19 protein-coding genes are annotated in these 15,662 nt (G+C 70.0%); 14 read left to right on the forward strand and 5 right to left on the reverse strand.

The window, feature by feature from the left end; genetic code table 11:
* Positions 1-9: 9 nt before the first annotated feature.
* From ACZ6R6_RS36155 to ACZ6R6_RS36170, 4 genes are read left to right on the forward strand one after another with little or no spacing between them, the layout of a single operon-like run.
* On the forward strand, positions 10-1,284 hold the full coding sequence (locus tag ACZ6R6_RS36155) for an ABC transporter substrate-binding protein (RefSeq protein ID WP_470101109.1): 1,275 nt from the start codon (positions 10-12) through the stop codon (positions 1,282-1,284).
* Positions 1,281-2,123: a carbohydrate ABC transporter permease gene (locus ACZ6R6_RS36160; protein WP_470101111.1), complete on the forward strand. Its 843-nt coding sequence runs from the start codon at positions 1,281-1,283 to the stop codon at positions 2,121-2,123. Before ACZ6R6_RS36155 ends, ACZ6R6_RS36160 begins: the two co-directional genes overlap by 4 nt.
* Entirely contained in the window at positions 2,113-2,934 is an 822-nt protein-coding gene (locus ACZ6R6_RS36165) for a carbohydrate ABC transporter permease (RefSeq protein WP_470101113.1), read from the forward strand. Before ACZ6R6_RS36160 ends, ACZ6R6_RS36165 begins: the two co-directional genes overlap by 11 nt.
* A gap of 9 nt (positions 2,935-2,943) precedes the next feature.
* Entirely contained in the window at positions 2,944-4,302 is a 1,359-nt protein-coding gene (locus ACZ6R6_RS36170; protein ID WP_470101115.1) for an alpha-L-fucosidase, read from the forward strand.
* A gap of 72 nt (positions 4,303-4,374) precedes the next feature.
* On the opposite strand, the gene ACZ6R6_RS36175 is transcribed toward ACZ6R6_RS36170, so the two are convergent.
* Complete coding sequence (locus ACZ6R6_RS36175) at positions 4,375-5,586, reverse strand: RNA polymerase sigma factor (protein ID WP_470101117.1); 1,212 nt, start codon at positions 5,584-5,586, stop codon at positions 4,375-4,377.
* A complete protein-coding gene (locus ACZ6R6_RS36180) occupies positions 5,583-5,954 on the reverse strand; it encodes a YciI family protein (RefSeq protein WP_470101119.1) in 372 nt (123 codons plus the stop codon). Before ACZ6R6_RS36180 ends, ACZ6R6_RS36175 begins: the two co-directional genes overlap by 4 nt.
* A gap of 253 nt (positions 5,955-6,207) precedes the next feature.
* Here ACZ6R6_RS36180 and ACZ6R6_RS36185 point away from each other — a divergent pair, with 253 nt between their 5' ends.
* Positions 6,208-7,701: an MFS transporter gene (locus tag ACZ6R6_RS36185; protein ID WP_470101121.1), complete on the forward strand. Its 1,494-nt coding sequence runs from the start codon at positions 6,208-6,210 to the stop codon at positions 7,699-7,701.
* Between the two features lie 210 nt (positions 7,702-7,911).
* Positions 7,912-8,064, forward strand: a complete 153-nt coding sequence (locus ACZ6R6_RS36190; RefSeq protein WP_470101123.1) for a hypothetical protein — start codon at positions 7,912-7,914, stop codon at positions 8,062-8,064.
* A gap of 163 nt (positions 8,065-8,227) precedes the next feature.
* Here ACZ6R6_RS36190 and ACZ6R6_RS36195 read toward each other — a convergent pair whose 3' ends face one another.
* A complete protein-coding gene (locus tag ACZ6R6_RS36195; RefSeq protein WP_470101125.1) occupies positions 8,228-9,136 on the reverse strand; it encodes a haloalkane dehalogenase in 909 nt (302 codons plus the stop codon).
* Between the two features lie 128 nt (positions 9,137-9,264).
* The gene (locus ACZ6R6_RS36200) at positions 9,265-9,912 is read right to left on the reverse strand and encodes a hemerythrin domain-containing protein (protein WP_470101127.1); all 648 of its coding nucleotides are present in this window, start codon (positions 9,910-9,912) and stop codon (positions 9,265-9,267) included.
* Between the two features lie 150 nt (positions 9,913-10,062).
* Between ACZ6R6_RS36200 and ACZ6R6_RS36205 the strand changes: the two genes are divergently transcribed.
* The 8 genes from ACZ6R6_RS36205 to ACZ6R6_RS36240 all read left to right on the forward strand — a co-directional run bounded on the left by ACZ6R6_RS36205 (position 10,063) and on the right by ACZ6R6_RS36240 (position 15,501).
* Positions 10,063-10,941 (forward strand): MarR family winged helix-turn-helix transcriptional regulator, encoded by an 879-nt coding sequence (locus ACZ6R6_RS36205; protein ID WP_470101129.1) that lies wholly within the window; start codon positions 10,063-10,065, stop codon positions 10,939-10,941.
* A gap of 318 nt (positions 10,942-11,259) precedes the next feature.
* Entirely contained in the window at positions 11,260-11,589 is a 330-nt protein-coding gene (locus ACZ6R6_RS36210; protein WP_470101131.1) for a PadR family transcriptional regulator, read from the forward strand.
* A gap of 2 nt (positions 11,590-11,591) precedes the next feature.
* Complete coding sequence (locus ACZ6R6_RS36215) at positions 11,592-12,005, forward strand: DUF1048 domain-containing protein (protein WP_470101133.1); 414 nt, start codon at positions 11,592-11,594, stop codon at positions 12,003-12,005.
* On the forward strand, positions 12,005-12,811 hold the full coding sequence (locus tag ACZ6R6_RS36220; protein ID WP_470101135.1) for an ABC transporter ATP-binding protein: 807 nt from the start codon (positions 12,005-12,007) through the stop codon (positions 12,809-12,811). Before ACZ6R6_RS36215 ends, ACZ6R6_RS36220 begins: the two co-directional genes overlap by 1 nt.
* Before the next feature lie 9 nt (positions 12,812-12,820).
* Entirely contained in the window at positions 12,821-13,582 is a 762-nt protein-coding gene (locus tag ACZ6R6_RS36225) for an ABC transporter permease (protein WP_470101137.1), read from the forward strand.
* A gap of 202 nt (positions 13,583-13,784) precedes the next feature.
* Positions 13,785-13,940, forward strand: a complete 156-nt coding sequence (locus tag ACZ6R6_RS36230; protein ID WP_470101138.1) for a hypothetical protein — start codon at positions 13,785-13,787, stop codon at positions 13,938-13,940.
* Positions 13,941-14,067: 127 nt separating this feature from the next.
* On the forward strand, positions 14,068-14,235 hold the full coding sequence (locus ACZ6R6_RS36235) for a hypothetical protein (protein ID WP_470101140.1): 168 nt from the start codon (positions 14,068-14,070) through the stop codon (positions 14,233-14,235).
* A gap of 57 nt (positions 14,236-14,292) precedes the next feature.
* Positions 14,293-15,501 carry a cytochrome P450 gene (locus ACZ6R6_RS36240; protein ID WP_470101142.1) on the forward strand — a complete coding sequence of 403 codons (1,209 nt, stop codon included), beginning with the start codon at positions 14,293-14,295 and terminating at the stop codon, positions 15,499-15,501.
* On the opposite strand, the gene ACZ6R6_RS36245 is transcribed toward ACZ6R6_RS36240, so the two are convergent.
* Positions 15,485-15,634, reverse strand: a complete 150-nt coding sequence (locus tag ACZ6R6_RS36245; protein ID WP_470101144.1) for a hypothetical protein — start codon at positions 15,632-15,634, stop codon at positions 15,485-15,487. The genes ACZ6R6_RS36240 and ACZ6R6_RS36245 overlap by 17 nt on opposite strands.
* Between the last annotated feature and the right edge of the window lie 28 nt (positions 15,635-15,662).

Here is a 15,662-nt window from a genome sequence, read left to right on the forward strand (position 1 = left end):
GGAGCGCAGATGCGCATGCGCAGAAGCGTCCTGCCGGCTCTGGGCCTGGCAGGCATGATGGTCTCCGCCGCGTGCGGCGGCGGAGGCTCCGGCACGTCGGGCGGCGCCCGCGACACCGGAGGCACCGTCACGCTGGACTGGGAGATGTGGGCCGGCAGTGAGGACGAGAAGGCCCAGCTCGACCATCTCGCCGCGCTCGTCACCCAGAGACACCCCACCATCAAGGTGAATCTCCGCACGGCACCGTTCAACGACTATTTCACCAAGCTCCAGACCGAGTTCGCGGCCGGCAAGCAGCCGTGCGTGGTGTCCATGCAGAGCCTGCGCCTCAGCGCCTACGCCGACCTGCTGGAGCCGCTCGACGGAAAGATCGACACCCAGGGCTTCGCCCCCGCCGCCCTGGAGGCGCTCAAACTGGGCGGCAGACAGCTCGCCCTGCCGTACGACCTGGCCTCGATGCTTCTCTACTACAACAAGGACGCCTTCACCAAGGCGGGCGTGGCCGAGCCGAAGAGCGGTTGGACCGTCGCCGACTTCGAGCAGGCGGCCAAGAAGCTCTCCACCGGGGGCAAGGCCGGGTTCGGCATGTCCTTCGCCGACCTGCACTCGCTGTCGTTCATGCTGTCCTACAACGGGGCCCAGCCGGTCACCCCGGACGTGAAGCTGGGGTTCGACAGCCAGCCCATGGTGGACGCGCTCACCTGGTACGCCGGCCTGGCCGCGAGCAAGGCGGCGCTGGTGCCGGCCAGTTCGTCCGACGTGGGCTGGGGCGAGACGCAGTTCGTCAACGGCAACGCCATGATGGCGGTCGACGGGTCGTGGAACATCGGCTCGGCGGTCAAGGACGCCAAGTTCGCGGTCGGCTTCGCGCCGCTGCCCGCCGGGTCCGGCGGGTCCAAGACCTACCTCGCCGCCTCCGGCTTCGGCGTCGCCAAGGGCTGCCCCTACCCGCAGGAGGCCGCCAAGGCCGTCTCGGTGCTGACCGGGCCGGACGCCCAGGCCTACCTGGCCGGGCAGGGCCGCAGCCTCCCCTCGCGCACCGACCAGCAGGCCACCTACGAGGAGTTCCTCGTCAAGCAGGACCCGCGCAACGCCGAGGCGGTACGCGGCGCGATCGCCTCGCTCAAGGACGGCCTGACCGGCGGCGTCCCCCTCTTCACCACCAAGAACTGGGACAGCGTCAGCAAGCTCATGGCGCAGTACCTCATCCAGGTCTACACCGGCGACCAGTCACCCAAGGACGCGCTCGGCACGATCCAGCAGCAGAGCGCCCGAGGCCAGTGAAGCCGCGCACGACAGAGCAGTGGAGCGCGCTCGGCTTCGTCACGCCGAGCGTGCTCGGGCTGGGACTGTTCACCCTGTTCCCGGTCGGGATGGCCGTCGTCATGAGCTTCTTCGAGTGGCCCATGCTCGGCACGCGGGAGTTCGTCGGCCTGGAGAACTTCCGCTACCTGCTCGGCGAGGATCCCGACTTCCTGACCGCGCTGCGCAACACCTTCGTCTTCACCGGCCTCTACGTGCCGCTCAACCTCCTGCTCGCGCTCGGCCTGGCGTTCTGGATCAACCGGTCACGCTGGGCGAACCTGTGGCGGGTGCTGTTCTTCGTCCCGGCCATCACCCCGATGGTCGCCAACGCGGTCATCTGGAAGCTGCTCTTCCAGGCCGTGGGCGGGGAGCCGAACCTGCTGGCCGACGGCCGCACCGCGCTGCTGGCCGTGGTCGCGATGAGCGTGTGGCAGGGGTTCGGCTACAACATGATCGTCTTTTCCGCGGCCATCAACGAGATGTCGCCCAGCGTGCTGGAGGCCGCCTCGCTCGACGGGGCGACCGGGCTGCGCAGGCTCCTCAGCGTGCAACTGCCGCTGATCTCGCCGGCGCTGTTCTTCGCGGCGACCATGACGATGATCAACGCGCTGCAGGTGTTCACCCAGCCCTACATCCTCACGGCGGGCGGGCCGGGCAACGTCACCGAGACGCTGGTCATGAACGTCTACCAGGCCGGCTTCGAGTCACGCGACCTCGGGCTGGCCGCGGCGGGCGCGTGGCTGCTGTTCGCGATCATCCTCGGTGTCACGGCCGTGCAGTTCCTGGGCCAGAAACGGTGGGTCCACTATGAGAGTTAGCCGCCTGCTGTCGCACACCCTGCTGGCCGGCGTCGCCCTGGCGTTCCTGTACCCGCTGATCTTCGCCGTCGCCACGGCGCTCAAGCCGCCGGGCGAGACGTTCGGCTCGCCGACCGCGCTGATCGGCTCCGAGCTGCGCTGGCGCAACTTCGCCGACGTCTTCGACTACGTGCCCTTCGAGCGCTACATCGGCAACGGCGTGCTCGTGTCGGGCGCGGGCACCCTCGTCGTGCTGGCCGCCTCGGCGCTGTCGGCCTACGCCTTCACCGCGCTGCGCTGGCGCGGCCGGGACGGCGTCTTCCTCGTCTTCCTGGCCACCATGATGGTGCCGCAGGAGGTGCTGGTCGTGCCGATGTTCCTGCTCATGCAGGGGTTCGGCTGGGTGGACAGCTACCAGGCGCTCATCTTCCCGTGGGCGTTCACCGCCTTCGGCGCGTTCCTGCTGCGGCAGTTCTTCAAGAGCGTGCCGGGTGAGCTGCGCGAGGCGGCGCGCCTCGACGGCGCCGGAGAGCTGCGCGTCTTCCTGCGCGTCATGCTGCCGCTCGCCAGGCCCGCCCTGGGCGTGCTCGCGGTGTTCACCTTCATCGGCTACTGGAACAGCTTCCTGTGGCCGCTCATCATGATCAACGATGTGAACGCCAGAGGCACGGTGCCGCTCGGCCTGCAGCTCTTCTTCGGCCAGAACGGCAACCAGTGGCACCTGGTCATGGCCGCCTCCGTCATCTCCGTTCTGCCCACCCTGCTGCTCCTCATCGCGCTGCAGAAACACCTGGTGAAAGGGATCGCCACGGCCGGGCTGGCCGGGCGCTGAAAGGAATCCATGCTCTTCTTCGATCGCCGGACCGGCCCCGACCTCGGCGCGGACGCGCCGGACTACCCCGACAGACCGGTGCCCGACTGGTACCGGGACGCCAAGTTCGGCGTGTTCGTCCACTGGGGGCTGTACTCGGTCGCCGGATGGGCGCCGCCGCGCGGGCCGGGCCAGGACGTGCCCGCGGAGCTCGAATACAGCCACCACCAGTACGCCGAGTGGTACGCCAACACCCTGCGCATCCCCGGCTCGCCGACCAGCGCCCACCACGAGAGCGCCTTCGGCGTCGGCACCTCCTACGAGGACCTGGCCGACGACTGGGCGGCCGACAGGTACGACCCCGACGGCTGGATGCGGCTCTTCGCCGCGTGCGGGGCGCGCTACGTGGTGCCGACGGCCAAGCACCACGACGGCTTCTGCCTGTGGGACACCGCCACCACCGGCTTCTCCAGCGTCCACCGGGGACCCCGCCGCGACGTCGTCGCCGAGCTGGCGGGCGCCGCCCGGTCGGCAGGGCTGCGCTTCGGGCTCTACTACTCCGGCGCGCTCGACTGGCACGTGTCGCACTTCCCGCCGATCCGGTCGCTGACCGACCTGTTCACCTACCGGCGCAACGACCCGGCCTTCGCCCGCTACTGCTTCGACCAGGTGCGGGAACTGGTCGAACGGCACCGGCCCGACGTGCTGTGGAACGACATCGACTGGCCGGACTCCGCCAAGGCCGCCGGGCCGCACAGCCTGGCCGCGCTGTTCGAGTACTACTACGAGCGCGTGCCCGAGGGGGTGGTCAACGACCGGTGGGGCGTGCCGCACCGGGGGTTCCGCACCCGCGAGTACCGCACCGAGACCACCGCGCCCGAGTGGACGTGGGAGGCGACGCGCGGCCTCGGCGCCTCGTTTGGCTACAACGGCGCGGAGGACGACACCCACCTCATCGGCGCCACCGAGCTGGTCCACCTCCTCGTCGACACCGTCGCCAAGAACGGCAACCTGCTGCTCAACATCAGCCCGCGCGGCGACGGCTCCCTGCCCGGCGCGCAGGTCGACCGGCTGCGCGACCTCGGCCGCTGGCTGGCCGCCCACCCGCACGCCGTCTACGGCACCCGCCCCTGGCAGCGCCACGCCGAGCCGGTGGGCGCGCCGCTGCGCTACACGGTCCGCCCCGACGGGGCGCTCAACGTGATCGCGTTCGACCCGGCGCACGGCGGCTTCCGCCTGCCCGCCGACCTGCTCGGCCACCCGGGCGCCCACTGGGGCGAGGACCCGGCGCAGATCGACCGGGACGGCACCGTCACCGTCCCGCCGGCGCTGCGCCACCTGCCCGCCGCCGTCCTGACCCTGCCGCCGTCTTCGGCCTTCCGGCCGTGACCGTCGCCCGTCTGCCGCTCCGGCTCAGACGAGATCCACAGAGCACCACCGGTGAAGGGGCTGGGGCGGGATCTACGTCCTCACCCGGCTGGCCCGGGCCTCCAGGTAGCGTCGCTCGGCGATGCTGGCGGTGGACTTCGCCGCGCGCCGGTAGTGCTCGTAGGCCCCGGCCGTGTCGCCGGTCTTCTCCAGCAGATGCGCCCGTACGGACAGCAGCCGGTGATGCCCGGCCATCCGCTCGTCACCGTCCAGTGTGGACAGCAGGGCCAGCCCGGCCGGCGGGCCCTCGATCTCGGCGAGCGCGATCGCCCGGTTGAGGGTGACCATCGGGTTGGGCGCGATCCGTTCCAGGATCAGGTAGAGCGCGTGCACCTGCGACCAGTCGGTCGCCGCGGCCGTGGCCGCGGCGGCGTGCGTGGCGGCGATGGCGGCCTGTAGCTGGTAGGGCCCCAGCGCCGGGCCGGCCAGTGACGCCTTGACCAGCTCGATGCCCTCGTCGATCAGCCCGCGGTCCCACCTCGTACGGTCCTGCTCGTCCAGCGGCACCAGGTCGCCGGCCGCCGTCGTGCGGGCCTCCCGGCGGGCGTCGGTCAGCAGCATCAGCGCGAGCAGCCCGGTCACCTCGCCGTCCTCGGGCAGCTGCGCGCGCACCATCCTGGCCAGCCGGATCGCCTCGTGCGCGAGGTCGGCGCGGTGCAGCTCGCTGCCCGAGGAGGCGGTGTAGCCCTCGTTGAAGATCAGGTAGAGCACGTGCAGGACGACCCGTAGCCGCTCCTCGCGGTCCGCGCCGTCCGGCAGGCCGAACGAGCTGCCGGCGGCCTTGATGCGCTGCTTGGCCCGGCTGATCCTGGCCGCCATCGTGGCCTCCGGCACCAGGAACGCGCGGGCGATCTCGGCCGTGGTCAGGCCGCCGACCGCCCGCAGCGTCAGGGCGGTCTGGGAGGCCGCGGTCAGCGTCGGATGGCAGCACAGGAACAGCAGGACGAGCGTGTCGTCGGTGTCCGGTACGTCCTCGGGCACCACCTCGGTGGCCGTCGCCGACTCCCGCTCGCGGCGCGCGTGGTCACTGCGCATCTGGTCGATGAGCCGGCGGGAGGCGACAGCCACCAGCCAGCCGCGCGCGTTGTCCGGCACTCCCTGGGCCGGCCACTGCACGGCGGCGGCGAGGACGGCCTCCTGTACGGCGTCCTCGCACCCTTCGAACCGGCCGTGCCGGCGTACCAACGCGCCGAGGACCTGCGGCGTGAGCTCACGCAGCAGGTCCTCGATGACGGGTGCTGTCATGCCTCCAATTGTCCGTCAGCGAACATCACCTGCCGCACCTCGACCCCCAGACCCTCGATCGCGGTGTCCGGGATCTGCGCTGCCAGCTCGATCGCCCGCTCCTTGTTCTCGCAGTCGATCAGGTAGAAGCCGCCCAGATACTCCTTCGACTCCAGGAAGGGCCCGTCGGTCACCACCGGCTGGCCGTTGCGCACGGTCACCACGGCGGCCTGTGACGGGTCGACCAGTGCCTGGGTGGTGATCAGCTCGCCGGATTTCTTCAGCGCCTCGATGAACTTGCCGTGGCCGTCGCCGATCGCCGCCTTCTCCTGGTCGGTCAGCGCGTCTATCACGGCCGGGTTGATGTGCATGCTGATCAGAAACTTCATCTCGTACTCCTCGTGGTCCGCGGGCCCGGCTGGGCCCTTCGAGTGGTTGGTCGGAGCCGCCGCCGCCGTCTTGACATCCCCCGCCGGAAATTTCGCATGAGTTTTCCCCGTCACCCCGCCCGGACCGCGAGGTCGTCACATCCGGTGACGTCCCACCGCGGCAGACGCGCGAGATCTCCTCCGTACCGATGTCAAGAACCTCTCGACCGCTCCGACCAACCGGCGAAACGTCGAGAGAACAGGAGTCTCGGATATGCGGGTCAACCGGGCGTGGCTGGGGCTGGGCATCCTGGCGCTGCCGACATTGCTCGTCGCGATAGACACGACGGCGCTGCTCCTCGCGCTCCCACGGCTGAGCGCCGACATGGGCGCCACCAACGTCGAGCAGCTGTGGATCAGCGACAGCTACGGATTCATGGTGGCCGGCATGGTCATCACGATGGGGACGCTCGGTGACCGGATCGGCCGCCGGCGGCTGCTGATGATCGGCGCGGCGGCATTCGCGGTGCTGTCGGTCGTGGCCGCCTTCGCGGTCAGCCCGTTGATGCTGATCGTCGCGCGTGCGCTGCTGGGCGTCGCCGGCGCGACCCTGGCGCCGTCCACACTTGCCCTGATCACGAACATGTTCCGTGACGGACGGCAGCGCGGGCAGGCCATCGCGATCTGGGCGACCTGCCAGTTCACCGGCGGCGCGCTCGGACCCGTCCTCGCCGGGCTCCTGCTCCAGCACTTCTGGTGGGGATCGGTGTTCCTGGTCGCCGTGCCGGCGATGGGGCTGCTGCTGCTGGCCGGGCCGGTCCTGCTGCCGGAGTTCCGCAGCGACCGGGCCGGCCGGCTGGACCCGGCCAGCGTCGGGCTGTCGCTCGTGGCAGTGCTTTCGACGGTCTACGGCATCAAGCAGCTGACCGTCGAGAGCGTGCCGGTCGTGCCGGCGGTGGCCCTCGTCGTCGGCGCGGCCATGGGATCGCTGTTCGTACGCCGGCAGCTGCGGCTGGAGACGCCGCTGCTGGACCTGCGGCTGCTCCGCAACCGCCCGTTCACGGCCGTACTCCTCGCGCTGGTCTTCGCCGGCATCGCCATGGCCGGTACGGGCCTGCTGGTGACCCAGTACCTGCAGAGCGTGCTGGGCTACTCGCCGATCGCGTCGGCGGTGCTGTTCGCCCCCATGGGCCTGGGCGTGGCGGTCGGCACCATGGCCGCGCCGGCGCTCGCTCGGCGGATGAAGCAGACGACCGCGATCGCCGGGGGACTGGTGGGATCGGCGCTGGGCAGCCTGCTGCTGGTCGGCGCCGACGGTGCGAGCGCCCTGCCGCCGGTGATGATCGGCATCGCCGTACTGGCGCTGGGCACCGGCCCGCTGTTCGCGCTGGGCACCGGGCTGGTCGTCGGGTCCGTACCGCCCGAGCGCGCCGGCTCGGCGGCGTCGATGTCGGAGACCGGCAACTACTTCGGCGGTTCGCTCGGCTTCGCGCTGCTCGGTGTGATGGCCGCGGTGGTCTACCGCAGCCGGATGGACGGCACGTCCGACTCGCTGGCCGGGGCGGTCGCCGCCGGCCAGGATCTTCCCGCCGGTCAGGGCGCGGAACTGCTGCACGCCGCGCGGGAGGCGTTCACCGCCGGCCTGCACCTCACCGGTGTCGTGGCCGCGGTCATCTTCGCCGGGCTGGCCGTGCTGATCCTCACCATGCGCCCGGCAGCCCGGAACACCCCGGCCGCGCTCCCCGACTATGAGGGGACTCGCTCCTAGAACCACGCCGGGGCCGACGTCACGGTGCGGGCCGCCTCGGTGACCGCAACGCCGTCATCGACGGCGGCGGCGCGGCGGGGGACCCGCAACCGGGCTGTCCCGTACGGTGAGCGGCCTGACCCCGGACGGGCGGACGCGGCCGGCGGGGCACGCGGGCCGACCGTCCGAACGCGCTTGTCCGCCGTTGCGGCACCGGACTACCTTGCCGCTGTGGATCACTTCTCACGCTCTTTGACCGCGTTCCCCGCCTCGTTCTCCGACCAGGACACGCTGCTGGTCGGCACCGGACGGCGTGCCCCGACCGGCGCGGAGCGGGCCGAGCTGGGCGAGCTGGCCGTGAAACTCCCGCTCGTCCTCGGATGATCGTCTGGCCGAACGGGGCCTTCGGCGCGGGCCGGACGACGACGGCGCGGGACCGGTCACCCGGCTTCCCGGCGCGCGGATCTTCGACCGGTGCCCGTTCGACGCCGTGCCGGCGGCCGACGCCCCGCTCCGGCGGAAGCGGGGCATCGGCCGCCGGGCGGGCTCATCGGACCGGGGTCTCCCGCAGGCCGGGCCGCACCCGCGCCCGGCTCAGGTGGTGCCGGTCCAGCCAGTGGGCGATGGCCCGGCCGATGGCGTCGGGCTGGTCCTCGGGCGCCTGGTGCCCGGCGGGGCCGATGTCCTCCACCTCGAGCGAGGCGGCGTGCCGCCGGGCCCAGGCCACGACCTCCGGGGAGGCGATGCCCACGCCGTTCTCCACGGTGAGCAGGAGCTTGGGCACTTCCGGGGTGTCGGCGAGCCACTCGCCGTAGGCGTCCATGCGCTCGGCCACGTCGGCCGGCTCGCGGTCGAACGGGATCTCGCGGGGCCAGCGCAGCAGCGGCTTGCGTGAGGCCGGGTCGGGATAGGGCGCCCGATAGACGTCCAGGTCCTCCTGGCTGATCCCGGTCCGGATGGCGAAGGGGTGGGGGAGGGCGCCCTCGATGGCGAAGTTCTGCTCCAGCAGCATGGTCTCCCCGAGCCCGGGGGTGCGCAGGGCGCGGCTGTGCTCGGCGACGTCGGCCGGCAGTTCCGCCCAGGTCTGCGGCCGCAGGAAGGTCTCCATCAGGACGATGCCGCGCACGCGGCCGGGGTGGCGGGCGGCCCAGTCCATGGCCAGCGCGCCGCCCCAGTCGTGGCCGACCAGGACGACCCGGTCCAGGTCCAGCGCCTGGAACCAGGCGTCCAGGTAGCGGGCGTGGTCGACGAAGCGGTAGTCGATGTCGGGCTTGCCGGAGGCGCCCATCCCGATCAGATCCGGGGCCAGGACCCTGGCCTGGCCGGCGACGTGCGGGACGACGTTGCGCCAGATGTAGGAGGAGGTGGGGCTGCCGTGCAGGAACACCACCGGCAGATCACCGGTCCCGGTCTCGACGTGGGCGATGTGGGAGTCGATGACTGGAGTGGTAGGCATGATCGTGGTGTCCTCTCCGGACGGGTAGGGGCTTCATCGGGTCGTACGGCCGGTGTTCGGACGCCGGCCCCTTGGCGGAGCCGGGCGGTGGTGGCCAGGGCGCGGGCCGCGGTGCCGCGACGGGGGGATCAGGCGGTCCGGCGGCCGGCCGCGCCCCACAGGTCCAGGCCGGTGTAGGCGGCCCGCCAGTCGTTCTCGTAGGCGGTGCGCAGCGGTTCGGGCATCCGGCCGAGGATGGCCGCGGCGCGGTGGGGGTCGAGGTCGTCCAGCAGCCACGGCAGGTAGCGTGGCGCGTCGGTGCCGATCCGCTCGCGCTGCCGCTGGCCGAGCCGGCCCCACTGCTCCTCGTTGAGGGTGTCGTCGATCAGTGCCAGCGCCTCGGACTCCTCGTGCTTGAGGTGCCCGGTCAGCCCGGTGTGCAGCGCGTCCACCAGCTCGCCGAGCCGCCGCGGGCCCCTCTCGCGGTCGGCCAGCGCGGCGTCGACGGAGTCCAGCAATGGGTCGATGATCGCGTGCTCGGCCTCCATCGCGTCCAGCAGGGCCAGGTCGGCCGGCCGCTCGGCCAGGATCTCCGCCATCACCGGCCAGAGGGTCTCGTCCTCGGACCGGTGGTGGGCGTGCAGGTAGGTCTTGAACATCTCCCAGCCCACAGCCGACTTCAGGATCAGCCGGGGGTCGTCACCGCCTCTGGCGGTGATCCGCGCGATCCGCTCCAGCTCCCGCCGCAGGGCGTCGTGCATCACGAACATCATCGACATGTCCAGCTTGAAGCTCATTTCCCGCTCCCTCAGTGATCTCCGCGCTCCGCAGGACACCGACGTTAATCCGCATCTCCACAACCGTCAACTCTCCAACTATCAATAGATTGCAGCATCAACATGTCGGACCATCAACGCTGATAGGCTTACGCCGGGGAGGTGGGATCTGTGTCCGAGCGACGGAGAGAGGTCGTCGACGAGGAGTCCGGGCCGCTGCACGGGACCATCGGCCACCTGCTGCGCCGGGCCTTCACCGGCATCGCGGCCGAGGCCATGCGGGACGGGCCGCAGTCCCGCGACTTCGTGGTGCTCGACGTGCTGGCCGACGAGAACGCCCGCTCGCAGCAGGACCTCGCGCACCGCCTCGGCGTCAACCGGACGATCATGGTCAAGCTGCTCGACCGGCTCCAGGAGGCCGGTCACCTCACGCGGACCCGCAACCCGGCCAACCGGCGCACCTACGTCCTGTCGCTGACCGACGCGGGCCGTACCGCCCTGGAAGGCATGCGCCAGGCCGTCGCCGACCGCGACGCCCAGCTCACCGCAGCGCTGACCCCTCCGGAACGGCACCGCCTCAACGAGCTGCTCAGCAGGCTGATCGCTCACGACGAGCAGCCCACCCTCCCGAGCACCGAACACCTCATCGCCCAGGTCCACTACCGCCTGCGCCGGCTCGGCGACCACAAGCTGGAGGACTACGGCCTGCGCACCCGCCACTTCGGCCTGCTGCCCGCCCTGGAGCGGCTCGGCCCCTGCCCCCAGCAGCAACTGGCCCAATATCTGCACCTCACCGAACCGGCCACCGCGTCGCTGGTCGAGGAGCTCGTCCAGGCCGGGCTCGTGGTCCGGGGCCAGGACCCGCACGACCGCCGCCGCTACGCCCTGGAACTCACCGACCTCGGCCGCGCCCGGATCCCCGTGGTCCGCGAGGCGATGCAGGGCGTCGAGCGCGACATCGAGGAGATCCTCGGCCCCGACGGCACCGCGGACCTCCGCGCCCTGCTCACCAAACTCCTGTCGCGGGCCGGCCGGCAGGAGTCCTCGTAGCAATCGCGGAAAATCCCGCGAACCTGTCTCTGGCCTGCGGTTACGTCTGAGTGCAGTAATCGGCGGCAGAGATGATCACGCCTCGGCAGGCCGGCTACCGTCAGAGGCGGGCGTAGATGATCAGTGGGTACGGCGTCGGGGCGCCAGGACCTCGGCGACCTTGGCGACGGCCTCGCTCCGAGCGGTGATCGGGTCGCCCGCTCTCACGCGCCTGCGGTCCCGGCTTGCATCTCGGCTATTCGGTGTTGCTATGTACTGGTAGTCAGTGTTACTTTGTACCAGTAGTCGGCATCACTGAGTAGCTGAAGGAGGTGTTCCATGGGCAAGCAGGCGACGGAGATGCTCAAGGGGACGCTGGAGGGCATCGTCCTGGCAATCCTGTCCGGCCGGCCCGCATACGGCTACGAGATCACGGCGTGGCTGCGGGACCAGGGCTTCGCCGACATCGCAGAGGGCACCATCTACGCGCTGCTGGTCCGGGTCGAACAACGCGGCCTGGTCGACGTGGAGAAGATCCCGTCCGAGAAGGGGCCGCCGCGCAAGGTGTACTCCCTGAACGCACAGGGGCGGGAGTATCTCGAGGAATTCTGGAGGACCTGGAGCTTCCTTGCCGAGAGGCTCGAACAGCTCCGCGAAGGAGGTAAGTAGACATGGCCACAGAGTCGAACGAGCCGAAGAGGCGCTACCAGCAGTATCTGGAGATCGTCACCGGGTCACTCGAGGACAAGCGACGCTACCGGCAGTACAAGGCGCGCATCAAGCAGCTTCCGGAGAACTATCGCACGGCGGTCGAGGCGCTGGAGCGGTACCTGATGCACTTCGGGCCGGCGGACGGCGCCGGCGCGATGTCGATGTATGAGGACCTGGCCGATCTGTTCGAACAGGGCGTGGCGGACGGAACCTCGATCCGCGACATCTTCGGGGAGGACCCCGTGGAGTTCGTCGAGGCGTTCATGGCCAACTACCCGGTCGGGCAGTACAGAGCCCGGGAGCGGAACCGCTTCACCAGCGCCATCGAGCGAGCCGCCGGCGAAGACACCGGAAGAGAGGACAGGACAGTCTGATGACGACACAGCAAGCGCCGGCGATCCATGTGCAGGGTCTGGAGAAGTCGTACAAGACGTTGCGGGTGTTGCGTGGCGTGGACTTCGATGTGGCGCGGGGCAGCATCTTCGCTCTGCTCGGCTCCAACGGGGCGGGCAAGACCACGGTGGTGAGGATCCTGTCCACGCTGCTCAGGGCCGATGCGGGCACGGCCCGCGTCAACGGTTTCGATGTCGCCCGGCAGGCGGTGGAGGTGCGGGAGTCGATCAGCCTGACCGGGCAGTTCGCGGCCGTCGATGAGATCCTCAGCGGGCGGGAGAACCTCGTGCTGGTCGCCCGGTTACGGCACCTGAAGGATCCGCACAAGATCGCCGACGACCTGCTCGCGCGTTTCTCCCTGACGGACGCGGGTGCGCGGAAGGTGGCGACGTACTCGGGCGGTATGCGCCGCCGCCTCGACATCGCGATGAGCCTGGTCGGCAACCCGCCGGTCATCTTCCTCGACGAGCCCACGACCGGCCTCGACCCCCAGGCCCGCATCGAGGTCTGGCAGGCCGTCAGGGAACTCGCCGACCGGGGCACCACGGTGCTGCTCACGACGCAGTATCTGGACGAGGCCGAACACCTCGCCGACCGGATCGCGATCCTCCACCAGGGCCGGATCATCGTCAACGGCACCCTGGCCGAGCTCAAGCAGTTGCTCCCGCCCGCCAAGGTCGAATACGTCGAAAAACAGCCGACCCTGGAGGACGTCTTCCTCGCGCTCGTCGGCGACAACGGCACCGACGGCGACGCCGGCAAACACCGCGTCTCGGTACGCAAGTAAGGAATCACGATGACCAAGCATTTCTTCGGCGACACCGCCGTCCTGCTGGGACGGTCCCTGCGCCACATCGCGCGCAGCCCGGACACCATCGTCACGACCGCGGTCATGCCGATCGCCATGATGCTGATGTTCGTCTACGTGTTCGGCGGCGCGATCAACACCGGATCAGACTCGTATGTGACCTACCTGCTGCCCGGCATCCTGCTCATCACGGTCGCCTCGGGCATCGCCTACACCGCGTACCGGCTGTTCATGGACATGAAGAGCGGCATCTTCGAGCGATTCCAGTCCATGCCGACCGCGCGGTCGTCGGTGCTGTGGGCGCACGTGCTGACCTCGCTGGTCGCCAATCTGATCTCGCTCGTGGTCGTCGTGCTCGTCGCCCTGCTCATGGGCTTCCGCTCCACGGCGGGAGCACCGGCGTGGCTCGCGGTCGCCGGCATCCTGATCCTGTTCACCCTGGCGCTGACCTGGATCGCCGTCATCCCCGGTCTGTCCGCGAAGACCATGGAAGGCGCGAGCGCGTTCTCCTACCCGCTCATCTTCCTGCCCTTCCTCAGCTCGGCCTTCGTGCCCACCGCCACCATGCCCGGCCCGGTGCGCGCCTTCGCCGAGCACCAGCCGGTGACCTCCATCGTCAACGCCATCCGAGCCCTGTTCACCCAGCAGCCGGTCGGCACCGACATCTGGACCGCCCTCGCCTGGTGCGTCGGCATCCTCATCGTCGCCTACGCCTTCGCCATGAACACCTACCGCCGCAAGATCTCCTAGGCCCGTGTCGATCGACCCTGTCTTGATCCGGATCAGCGCGGCGGACAGACGGATCGCGACACGGTCGCCATGACGGAGAACAGCACTTCCGCGGCTCGGCTCACACCGCCGGTCGGCGGATTCCAGGAGATCTGCGCGAGATGAGCACCGGGCTGTCAGTGGACTACCGGAGCACGTGCGGCAGCCGCTGAGCGATGCCCATGTGAGTGACGGATGGCTCCAGGTCGGCTCCGCCGAGCGCGGCGACATGGTCGTACTCACCGACGAACTGCGGACCGGACCGGACATTCCCGATGTCCCGGTGGGCGCTCTCACCGTGGATGACATCACCCCCACCCCGCAGGCTCTGACGTCCTGACCGCAGCCATGAGCCTGCTCGGGAAACAGGCTCGGCAGAGGCCGACAACTTCCGCCGCACCGTCATCGTCGCCGTCGAAACATCCGCCCGGTCCCAGAAGGGCGGGCCCAGCCCCACCATGGCTGAGATGGCCCGCGAGATCGCCAAAGCCCCCGACGTCGCCCGACGGGATGTCAACCGGCGCTCCGCCGCCGCTCATTGCAACGCGATATCGCATCCGAACTCAGCGTCCTTGCATCGGTTTGTCGCCATTCGCCTGAGCAAATGCCTCAACCTGATCGACGGTCATTTCTGAACGCAACGTAGCTTTCGAGCTTTAGCAAACACGTACATCGCGAGACAAGGAATAGCCATGAGTGCATCCCTCCACACCATCACGACGATGCCGACTGCGCGTCAGTCCGGCTGCCCCTTCGACCCGCCGGCGGAGCTGATCGAGGCTCGCGAGCACGGCCCGATCAGCCGCTATCCCTTCCCCGACGGACACCAGGGCTGGCTGGTCACCGGCTACGACCTGGTCCGGTCGGTCCTGGCCGACCAGCGGTTCAGCTCACGCAAGGAGCTCATGCGCCACCACCCACTGGTCGACCTCGGCGAGATCGAGGTCCCCCCGGCGCCGCCCGGCGAGTTCCTGCTCATGGACGAGCCGCAGCACAGCCGCTACCGCAAACCGCTGGTAGGCAAGTTCACCGTGCGGCGGATGCGACTGCTCACCGAGCGCGTCGAGCAGATCACCGCCGAGCACCTGGACGCCATGGAGAAGGCCGGGCCGTCGGCGGACCTGGTGACCGCGTTCGCCAAGCCCATCCCCTCCATCGTCATCTGTGAGCTGCTGGGCGTGCCGTACGAGGACCGGGGCTCCTTCCAGGAGCACATCGACACCTTCCTCGGCGGGGAGACGAGCGACGAGAAACTGATCGCTGCCTACACCGCCACCCAGCACTACCTCGCGGAGCTGGTGGCCGCCAAGCGCGCCAACCCCACCGACGACGTGCTCAGCGACCTGCTCGACAGCGATCTGACCGATGAGGAGCTGCGGGGGATCGCCCTGATCCTGCTGGCGGCCGGGTTCGACACCACCGCGAACATGCTGGCGCTGGGTACCTTCGCGCTGCTGCGCAACCCGGAGCAGCTGGCGGCGCTGCGCGCCGATCCCGCGCTCACCGACGGGGCCGTGGAAGAGCTGCTGCGGTATCTGAGTGTCGCCAAGACGTTCATGAGGACGGCGCTGGAGGACGTCGAGCTGGGCGGCCAGACCATCAAGGCCGGCACGACGGTCATCCTGTCCTACGCCACCGCCAACCGCGACCCCGAGCGCTTCGCCGATCCCCACGTGCTCGACCTGCGCAGGCAGAACGGCGGGCACCTGGCCTTCGGCCACGGCATCCACCAGTGTCTGGGCCAGCAGCTGGCCCGCGTCGAACTGCGCGTCGCGCTCCCCGCCCTGATCAACCGCTTCCCCACGCTACGGCTGGCCGTACCTGCCGATGAGGTTGCCCTGCGCCCGGAGACCGCGGACATCTACGGAGTCAAGAGTCTGCCCGTCACCTGGGACGCCTGACCACGAGCCGGTGGCGGGCGAGGTCGCGTACGGCCGCCCGCCACCGCTGTGGTCGCTCGCCTACGGCGATCGCGTCCGCGGCCCGTCTCTGCCCGTACTCCGGTAGCACCCGGACGAGGGGCGTCTCGGTCACCGAAGCCGCCGTCCGTCCGTTCGACCGC

The organism is Streptosporangium sp. NPDC048886 (assembly GCF_055586905.1).